Consider the following 8932-nt stretch of genomic DNA (forward strand, 5'->3'; position numbering starts at 1 on the left):
GCTGGAACAATGATGGTTGGTATACTTATCTTTTGCTTAAGAACAATGCCTCTCCAAAAGAAGTAACCGCTCAAATTGATGCACTTAACGATAAGAATCTATCACCAAAGGATATAAAACGGAAAGCTTCACTGACGGCTCTTACCGATATTCATCAGCATTCTAATCTGCTGAATGAGCTAACGCCCAATGGCAGTATGACCCAAGTTTACATCTTCTTAGCTATCGCCCTGTTCGTCCTAGTTATCGCCATTGTAAACTACATGAATTTAGCCACCGCTCGTTCGGCTCGGCGGGCCAAGGAAGTAGGGTTGCGTAAAACATTGGGAGCCGAACGGTCGCAGATTATTAAGCAGTTTCTGAGCGAATCGATACTGTTGGTAGTAGCAGCTACACTAATTGCGGTATTATTAGCTCAAGCACTACTGCCTGCCTTTAACCAGCTTTCGGGGAAAGAACTGACGCTTACATTAGATCAAAATCTAGGCCTTGGTCTAATTCTGATAATTCTATTTACCGGATTGGCATCGGGTAGCTACCCCGCGCTGTTCTTATCCGGCTTTAAACCCGCCGAAGTGCTTAAGGGTAAATTGGCAGTAGGGATGAATAGCTCGCCTTGGCTACGGAAGGGATTGGTCGTATTTCAGTTTACCGTTTCCATTGTACTGATTATTGGGGCGTGGGTCGTCTATAGTCAGATTGACTACCTGCAAAATAAAGACTTAGGTTTTCAGAAAGAACATGTAGTTGTTATTCAAAACGCTAATAACGCTGTAACCAATCAGCTCAATACGTTTAAGCGAGAGTTGAGCCAGCATCCTGGTGTTCTATCCGCTGCGGCATCACTCAGCGTGCCCGGTGGATTACGCCCAATTGTACCGGTCAAAACCGACCAGATGAACGGAGAGGAACAGGTGAATATGGCTGCTATTAATATTGACTTTGAATACTTAGCAACAATGGGTATTGAGGTAGAAGCGGGTCGAGATTTTGATCCCAGTTTCACTACTGACTCTACCGAAGCCATTATCATTAATCATCAGGCCATTAAAGAACTGAATTTGGTAGGTGAGCCGGTAGGGCAGACGGTTCGCATCAATCTGGCCTTTCCGGATGAAGATTATCAAGAAAAGAGAATTATCGGAGTGGTAGATGATATTAACTTCGAACCCCTGTACCGTTCTACGGCCGGAGCGTTCTTTGCCCCGCTGCTTCCGCTTTATAACTACGTATTCGTAAAGATTGATCCCGAGCAACGAGAAGAAGCACTAAGCCACCTGGAAGAAACCTGGTCTAGGATGGCCCCGGACCAACCGTTTACTTTTTCCTTCTTAGATGACGACTTGAACCAATTATACCAAGCGGAAGAAAAACTTAGCACTATTGTTACCTATTTTTCAGTATTAGCCGTCATCATCGCTTGTTTAGGCTTATTAGGTTTGGCCTCGTTTGCAACCGACCAGCGTCGCAAAGAAATTGGTATTCGTAAAGTACTGGGTTCTACCAATGCAGAAATTGTTCAACTATTCTATAAAGAGTATTTGCAAATTATCGCCGTAGCTAATCTAGTAGCTTGGCCCCTGGCTTATTTTCTGGCGAAAGAATATATAAGCAACTTTACGTTCAGCACCCAGATTCAGTGGTTCATATTCTTGATCGCGGGCGGGTTAGTACTGGCTATCGCTTTACTCACAGTAGGAGCGAAAGCAATTAGGGCCGCTAGTGCGAATCCGGTAAAATCTTTAAGAAGTGAATAATTTTTACAGTGAACCGGGCGCCGGGCGCAGTTAGCAATGTGCAAGGAACAATTTTTATAACTTTCTTAACTGCACATTGCACACTGTTCATTGCTAATTGAACAAACTATGCTTAAAAACTACTTCATCACCACCCTGCGGAACTTCCGCCGTAACTCGTTCAGCACCATCATCAACGTGTTGGGTTTAACGCTGAGTCTGGCTTGCTGTATTGCTATTTATGCCTTTATCAAGCACGAGTATAGTTTCGATACTTGGCACGAAAAAGCGGATCGCACTTATCGGGTGGTAGGCCAATACGTGACGGAGAACGGCATCGATTACCAAGGCTATGTAGCGTTCCCAATGGCCGAAGCCCTGCGAGAAGAGTTTGTCGAGATAGAATCGGCTACCCAAGCATTGATAGACGGTGAGTCTACCGTGAAAATAGAGCAGGAGGGGCAAGCACCTCGACTGTTTGAGGAAGATAATGTTTATTACGCCGATGAGTACTTCCTACAAACATTTGACTACAAACTGCTAGCCGGACAGGCTGCCGGATTGCTCAGCCGACCCGACGAAGTAGTGATTACCCAAGAGCTAGCCGATAAATTCTTCGGTAGTGAAGTCAAGGGGAATTACGAGCAGCTATTAGGAAAAATGCTGACGGTAGACCGCAGGCCCTTCCAAATTAGCGGGGTACTAGAAGATGTGCCGCGCAATACCAATGTTGCTTTCCGGATGCTACTGCCTCTAAAGGATTATATCAGCCGTAATAAAGGCTGGATTTACGAATGGGGAAGCAGTAGTTCGGATTGGGCTACTTTTGTAACCCTGCCCGAAGGATACGCTGCCGACCAATTAGAAAGTCGTTTGGGCATATTAGTGGAAAAGAATTATACCGATGACCGGGCGGTCCGGCGGAGCTTCCACCTTCAACCCTTACCCGAGGTGCATACCGATGAGCGTTACGGCGGTACTGATTACGCTACTCCTCAGATTTTGATCATTGCATTCATTACCATGGGGCTGATTGTACTGCTTACGGCTTGTATCAACTTCATCAACTTATCCACTGCTCAATCTATAAATCGGGCGAAAGAAATTGGTATTCGTAAAGCGTTGGGTAGTCGTAAGCGACAAATTGTGCTTCAGTTTATGGGCGAAACCTTCATCATTGCGGCGGTAGCTTCTCTGCTAGCCGTAGCCCTCGCCCAAGAGTTTACCGATGCCTTTAATCAATACTTATCCGTAGTAGTCGACTACGGACTTAGGCTAGACGAGAGCGTTATCTATTTTCTTATTGGACTCATTGTAGTGGTAACCTTTCTGGCGGGTTATTATCCGGCGCGCATCTTAGCCGGATTCAAACCGACCGAAGCCTTAAAGCAGTCTATTACTGCTAAAAATACTGGGTTTGCTGGAAAGTTCTCTTTGCGCAAAACCCTGGTGGTTACCCAGTTTATCATCTCTCAACTTCTGATTATCGGTACCATTGTAGTAGCCAGCCAGATGCGTTACGTGCAGGAGCGCGACTTAGGGTTTGCCAAAGACGACGTGGCCGTGGTTTTTATTCCCCAACAGGAAGATCAGCACCTAGAAACTTTCCGTAATAAGATTATTTCTCAGGCGGCGGTAACTGATGTAAGCTTCTGCACCGGTCCACCCATGTCGGGCAGCAACAGTTGGATTGGGATTCGTCGTCTGGCTCAAGATAAAGAAGAAGGGTTTGGTATTGAACAGAAGCGAATTGATAGTCAGTATTTGCCTGTTTTTAACATTCAGTTACTAGCGGGGCGCAACCTACGGGAGGAAGATCGAGTACTGGCGGCTGACTCTAGCAATAGTTATAACACACTACTCAATAAAAAGGCAGTTGCCAAATTAGGTTTTAGCAGTCCAGAAGAAGCTATTGGTGAGATAGTACTAAATTCCAATGAGGAAGAGGTAACTATCGTTGGAGTAGTAGACGATTTCTTTAACGCGCCATTGCAAGATGAAATTCACCCCTTAATGCTGCATAGCCGAGGCGAACACGTGTGGATGGCCGCAGTGAAACTGGCTAGTCCCCAACCAATACAGCAACTTTCGTTCGTAGAAGAAAGCTGGAAGGAACTGTACCCTGATTTTTATTATTCGGCGATGTCGCTGGATGAATATTTTAAATACGGCGCCTTTTACGTGATTGAAGACGTAATGTACCAGGCTTTTCGATTGTTCGCTTTCTTATCCATCATCATTGGTTGTATGGGACTGTACGGATTGGTTTCTTATTTAGCGCTACAACGCCGCAAGGAAGTAGGAGTGCGGAAAACACTGGGAGCTACGGTCAGCCACATTTTATATCTATTCACCAAAGAATTTGCCTGGTTGGTACTACTGGCCTTCGTCATCGCGGCTCCTCTAGGATACTTTGCGATGCAAGCTTGGTTGGAGACGTTTGTGTACCAAATCCCACTTACCGCAGAGTACTTTATCCTGGCTTTCGTAGTCTCAATGTTAATTGCGCTAGTCACAGTGGGCTATAAGTCGCTCCGCGCCGCCACTGCTAACCCGGTAGACTCGTTACGTAATGAATAAATAGCGGTAGATGGTAGAAGGTTGAGGGGTTTTGCTTTACTCTGCTTCACCTTCTACCTTCTACCTTTAACCACCATAACATGGTAAAGAATTATCTTAAAATTGCCCTACGTAACCTACGTAGCCATAAAGTGTATTCACTCATCAATGTGCTAAGTCTGGCTATTGGGATGGCCGCTTGTTTGGTGATTTTCTTATTTATTTCCGATGAACTGAGTTTTGATGCGTTTCATCAGCAAAAAGAGCAGATTTATCGGCTGGATGAGGTACAATCGTTCCCCGGAATGAGTCCGCAGAATGTAGCCCTGTCCATGCCCGGTATGGGGCCAAATCTACTTAATGAGATACCCGAGATTACCAACTTTACCCGCTTTTGGGTGTGGGATAATCTGCTGTACCAAAAAGAAGACTTACAACTAGTGATTGACCGTACCGCAATCGTAGACTCTACCTTCTTAGAAGTCTTCGACTTTAAACTGCTCCAGGGTGACCCGAACACGGTGCTGGATAAGCCGAACAGTGTTGTGGTTACTGAAGAAACGGCAAATAAGGTTTTTAGTAGTGGTGAAGTCTTAGGAAAGCAACTGGTGATTAATGATGACAACTACGAGGTAACCGGAGTACTGGCGAACGTGCCGGAGAATTCCCACCTACAGTTTGAGGCGCTAATTTCTATCAACACCGTTACGCAGGAGCGTCCTGAGTTTAACGATCAGTGGGGGAGCAACTTCATGGTCACGTATTTGGTACTAGCCCCGCAAACCAATATTGAGCAGTTGGAGAGTAAGTTTCCTGAGTTCTTGCTGTCTCACATGAGTGAAGAAGGCGCATCGTTTTACGAACTTTTTTTGCAACCTCTTTCCGAGGTGCATTTAGGGTCGATGGATATTGAGCACGACTACCAGAACTATCGTAAGTTTGATGGTGCGTACATCAAAACATTTTCCATTCTGGCCTTTTTCGTGCTGATTATTGCCAGCATCAACTTCATGAATTTATCAGTCGCGCGTTCCACTAACCGCTCCAAGGAGGTAGGCATTCGCAAATCGATTGGTGCTCTGAAACAGCAGCTTGTTGGGCAGTTTTTGGGAGAATCAGTGCTGCTAACGCTCATTGCTTTGGTAGTATCGTTGCTGATTGCGGCGGCTTTTATTCCTTACCTTAATGCTATTTCCAATCGTTCACTATCGCTGCTGTCTATCCTTGATCATATTGAGGTAATTGCCGGTGTACTGGTTGTTGCCTTTCTAGTAGGAGTGCTTTCGGGTTCATACCCAGCCTTCTTTCTCTCTTCCTTCCAACCGGCTAAAGTGCTGAAGGGGAGAATGGAAAGCCTGAATCGAAAATCGCTGCTGAGAAGTGGCCTAGTAGTGGTACAGTTTGCTACCGCGATTGCGCTAATTGTGGGTACGGTGCTAGCTACGCAGCAACTTAATTTTATGAAGAGCAAAGATGTTGGCTTTAATAAGGAGCAAATGATGCTAATCCCCATGAACAACGAAGCCAATGAACAGTACGAAACACTCCGAAATGAGCTGCTCACTCAACCGGGGATAGTTGGAGTAACCGCTTCCGGCCAGCGGATTGGCAACAACTTTCACCAAACCGGGGGAAAAGTAAAAACCGACACTTCCCTGCACGAACTAACTATTTCTCAGGTGAACGTTGATTACGATTACCTGGATGTTTACGGTATTCAAGTGAAAGAAGGACGAGCGTTTTCTCGCGACTACGCCGATGATGCTGGCTTTAGCTTTATTATCAACGAATCGCTGGCGAAGAAACTAGGACTGGAAGACCCAGTGGGAGCACAGTTTGGTTTTGGTTGGTACGATAATGATACGCTGGGTACCATTGTGGGGGTAACGCAGGACTTTAACTATAACTCGTTACACCATTCGGTTAATACGCTAGCTATCCACGTGCACCCCGAATGGGGGTTTAGCGAACTGTCGGTAAAAGTCCGACCGGATCATGTAGCGGAGACCATTGCCGCCGTGCAGGGCACTTGGGAATCACTAATTACTGACCGCCCCTTCGAGTATTCTTTCCTGGATGAACACTTTGAGGAGTTGTATCAGACCGACGAGCAAATGAGCAAAGTGGTATCCATTATTGCTATTCTGGCTATCATCATTGCCTGCTTAGGGTTATTCGGTTTGGCTTCCATTGCTACCGAGCAACGGATTAAAGAAATCGGTATCCGCAAGGTTTTGGGGGCTTCTTTGGTACAGTTGTTAGCGGTTTTATCCAAAAATTTCGTCGGACTTGTTCTGCTTGCTTTTCTAATTTCGGTTCCGGTTACCTATTATCTGTTGCAAGAATGGCTAGCGGGCTTTGCCTTCCGTATCAGCATCGGCTGGTGGGTGTTTATCTTTGCCGGGTTCTTATCGTTGCTGGTCGCTCTGGTGACGGTCAGTTTCCAGACCACTCGAGCGGCTTTAGCCAACCCAGTAGACTCATTACGGAGCGAATAGAATATCAGAGGGTCAAATTTTAAAGAACCTATCTTCCTGCCATTTTCGCGGATTATTTGCGATATACGCTGATATATTATGAAATGATTTTTTGTTGCAGATAATGTGATCGTGGTACCGGGATTGCCAGGCGAAATCAGGTTGAACCTGTCGGGCTGTTTTGGTAACCCCAATTTTGAACCCCCGTACAATGGATGCCAAATTTTGGGATTGTGGCCCTAATTTATTTTTTGGGGTATTGGTCGGTATTGTTGGTGGTAGGAGTGCAAAATTTTGTGTCCCTACGTTTTGTTTATCAATAATGATGATCCCGTGGATATGGTTCGGCATGATGATATGATTTCCCAATTTGACAAACGGGAAATGTTCGGGTATAGCCAGCCAGCAGGTGTGAGCTATCTGACCAATGTCTGACAACTGCATTTTACCCTGAATAACCTTTCCAGAATAATGCACCCAATTTTTGGTGCAGATGGTTACAAAATAAGCAGCATTGTCTCCATAATTCCACCAGAGGGCGCGAGTGGTAGCAATACGGTATTTGCCACGAAATTTCTCATTCGTTCAATAAATATCTTTTTCCTCCTCGGACAAAACTTCCAGTAGCCACTGCCTTTCTTACCTAAGTGATTTTTATGCCTATTTTCCTTTAGGTTATCTCGCATGTTGATTCTACAAATTGATATGGTCTTTATTTTTTCTTTATCTTGCTGCCCTACGCTGATAATAATTACTATGCTACAACGACTTTGCTGCCTGGCTTTTCTGGGTATTATAGTAGGAGCCTGCCAAACGGATGCTTCCGAAGCTGAACAGGCTCGCCCCAATATTCTGTTCGCTATTGCTGATGATGCCTCCTTTCCTCACATGGGTGCCTACGGTTGCACTTGGGTAAATACTCCGGGCTTCGATCGGGTGGCTGAAAATGGGTTGCTATTTATGAATGCGTACACCCCCAACGCAAAGTGCTCGCCTTCTCGGGCTTGTATTCTTACCGGACGTAATTCGTGGCAACTGGAAGAGGCCGCTAATCATGTTCCGTACTTTCCGGATAAATTCATCACTTTCATGGAAAGCTTGGGCGACAATGGCTACTTTGTAGGGCATACTGCCAAGGGATGGGCACCCGGTCAGGTTGGTGAGCGAAATGGTAAGAAACGGGAGCTAACTGGCCCGGCGTTTAATGACAAAAAAATCGATCCGCCCGCTGAGTACATTAGCAATAATGACTACGCTGAGAATTTTCGAGATTTTCTGACGGCTAAACCCGACTCACTACCGTTCTGCTTTTGGTACGGCTCCACTGAACCTCACCGTCGCTACGAGTATGGTGCTGGAATTGAGAAAGGTGGTAAGCAGTTGTCCGACATTGATGAAGTACCTGATTTTTGGCCTCAGAATGATACCATTCGTACCGATATGCTGGATTATGCCTTTGAAATTGAATACTTCGATCAGCATTTAACTAGAATGTTGGATATGCTGGAAGAAGCAGGAGAGTTGGACAATACGATTGTCATTGTAACCGCTGACAACGGAATGCCTTTTCCTCGGGTGAAGGGGCAAGCGTACGAGTTATCGAACCATTTACCCTTTGCTATTATGTGGCCCGCGGGTATTGAGCAACCCGGAACCGAAATAGAGGAATATATTAGTTTCATCGATATTGCTCCAACGCTGACGCAACTAGCAGATATTTCGCCTGACGAAAGTGAGATGCAGGCTATGCAAGGGCGCAGTATTACTTATTTCTTCGAGCAGCAACCTAATGATAGTGCTGCGTGGAACCATGTATTGATCGGCAAGGAACGCCACGATATTGGCCGACCGAACGACGGAGGGTATCCTATTCGAGGAATTGTTAAAAACGATTATCTGTATGTCCGAAACTACGAACCCGATCGTTGGCCGGCGGGTAATCCTGAAACTGGTTATCTAAACACCGACGGCAGCCCTACCAAAACCTTCATTTTAGATCATCGGCAAACTTCTGGCCTGGAAAAGCATTGGGAGATGAATTTTGGTAAGCGCCCTACCGAAGAATTCTATAACATTAGCACTGATCCATATTGTGTACGCAACCTAGCCTTTGACCCGGAGGTGGCCCCCATTATGGAATCTATGAAGACTCAGATGGTC

Annotated in this window: 4 protein-coding genes; all 4 read left to right on the forward strand. The window is 45.7% G+C overall.

Annotated features, from left to right (window positions below):
• Positions 1-1757 (forward strand): FtsX-like permease family protein (locus tag WBA23_RS19525; protein ID WP_424583960.1); only part of this gene is annotated, 1757 nt, incomplete at its 5' end.
• Positions 1758-1865: 108 nt separating this feature from the next.
• Complete coding sequence (locus WBA23_RS19530) at positions 1866-4316, forward strand: ABC transporter permease (RefSeq protein ID WP_424583961.1); 2451 nt, start codon at positions 1866-1868, stop codon at positions 4314-4316.
• Positions 4317-4396: 80 nt separating this feature from the next.
• Positions 4397-6793, forward strand: a complete 2397-nt coding sequence (locus WBA23_RS19535) for an ABC transporter permease (protein WP_424583962.1) — start codon at positions 4397-4399, stop codon at positions 6791-6793.
• Between the two features lie 735 nt (positions 6794-7528).
• The coding region (locus WBA23_RS19540; protein WP_424583963.1) for a sulfatase family protein at positions 7529-8932 on the forward strand (1404 nt) is incomplete at its 3' end.

The sequence above is a fragment of the Tunicatimonas sp. genome (assembly GCF_049647865.1).
Lineage (GTDB): Bacteria > Bacteroidota > Bacteroidia > Cytophagales > Cyclobacteriaceae > Tunicatimonas.